Genomic DNA, 1,613 nt, shown 5'->3' with positions numbered 1-1,613 from the left:
GGGCAGCAGCGGCACCGCCGCCCAGTCGATCGCGAGGCGGCAGCCGGCGCCGCGGGCGAACTCGAGCCCATGCCCGAGCAGGCCGAAGCCGGTCACGTCGGTGATGGCGTGGACGTCCGGATCGGGACTGAGCTCGGCGCCGACCTTGTTCAGCAGCGTCGTCGTCGCGACGAAGTCCGCGTAGCCGCCCGCCGGCAGGGCGTCGCGCTTGATCGCGGCAGAGTAGACGCCGACGCCGAGCGGCTTGGTCAGGATCAGCACGTCGCCGACCCGCGCGTCGGCGTTGCGGCGCACGTCCTCGCGGCGGCAGATGCCGATCACCGCGAGCCCGTAGATCGGCTCGGGCGTGTCGATCGAGTGGCCGCCGGCGATCGGGATGCCGGCCTCGGCGCAGGTCGCGGCGCCGCCCTTCAGGATCTCGGCGACGACCTCGGGCGCGATCTTGCCGACGGGCATCCCGAGGATGGCGAGCGCCATGATCGGGCGGCCGCCCATGGCGTAGACGTCGGAGATCGCGTTGGTGGCGGCGATCCGTCCGAAGTCGCGCGGGTCGTCGACCATCGGCGTGAAGAAGTCGGTGGTGGCGATGACGCAGGTGCCGTCGTCGAGCGCCCACACGGCGGCGTCGTCGGCGGTCTCGTTGCCGACGAGCAGGCGCTCGAACGGCCCGGCGATCGGCTGGTCGGCCAGCAGCGACCGGAGGATCGCGGGATCGAGCTTGCAGCCGCAGCCGCCGCCATGGGCGAGGCTGGTGAGGCGGACGGGGGACGCATCCATGGGAGCACCGCGAAGTTCGATGGGATCGGTCATGTCCTCGGGCCGATACCACGGATCGCGCCCGCGATCCGCCACGGCGGCGACGGATGGGACAATCGGCGCCGACGGCCCATATTCCGGGCGAACATCTTGGAGACCGTTCGATGCCCGACACGCCTGCCCGCGGCTTCGTCCCCCTGTCGATCGCGGTGCTCACCGTCTCGGACACGCGCAGGCCGGAGGACGACCGCTCCGGCGACACCCTTGCGGAGCGGCTGACCGCAGCCGGCCACGCGCTCGCCGCCCGCGCCATCGTGCCCGACGAGGTCTCGGCGATCCGCGAGACGGTCGAGGGCTGGACCCGCGATCCCGGCGTCGACGTGGTGATCACCACCGGCGGCACCGGATTCACCGGGCGCGACGTGACGCCGGAGGCGCTGGAGCCGCTGTTCGAGAAACGGATGGACGGCTTCTCGGCGGTGTTCCACCGCATCTCCTACGACAAGATCGGCACCTCGACGCTGCAGTCGCGGGCGACGGCGGGGGTCGCCAACGCGACCTACGTCTTCGTGCTCCCGGGGTCGCCCGGCGCCTGCCGCGACGCCTGGGACGGCATCCTCGCGAGCCAGCTCGATTACCGGCACCGCCCCTGCAACTTCGTCGAGATCATGCCGCGCCTCGACGAGCACCTGCGCCGGGGCGCCTCCGTCACCGTGTGACCCTCACGCCCGGTCGATCCGGGCGATGAGCCGGCGCGGCGTCAGCCGAGGCGCGAACGTGCCGGCTTCGGTGAGGCGGTCGCGCCGGACCACGTCGCCGGGCCGCGCCACCCCGGCGCCGACCATCGCCTCGGCCCA

2 protein-coding genes are annotated in these 1,613 nt (G+C 72.8%); one reads left to right on the top strand and one right to left on the bottom strand.

Annotation, left to right across the window (positions count from 1 at the left end; genetic code table 11):
- On the bottom strand, window positions 1–777 hold a 777-nt coding region (gene selD, locus FV222_RS25380; RefSeq protein ID WP_147815942.1), incomplete at its 3' end, for a selenide, water dikinase SelD.
- 143 nt (window positions 778–920) lie between these two features.
- On the opposite strand from selD, the gene moaB reads away from it, so the two are divergent.
- The gene (gene moaB, locus FV222_RS25375) at window positions 921–1,475 is read left to right on the top strand and encodes a molybdenum cofactor biosynthesis protein B (RefSeq protein WP_147815941.1); all 555 of its coding nucleotides are present in this window, start codon (window positions 921–923) and stop codon (window positions 1,473–1,475) included.
- The last annotated feature ends 138 nt before the right edge of the window (window positions 1,476–1,613 follow it).

The organism is Methylobacterium sp. WL103 (genome assembly GCF_008039885.1).
Lineage (GTDB): Bacteria > Pseudomonadota > Alphaproteobacteria > Rhizobiales > Beijerinckiaceae > Methylobacterium > Methylobacterium cerastii.
Note: the sequence above shows the minus strand (reverse complement) of the source record. Positions and strands in the feature narration are given on the sequence as shown.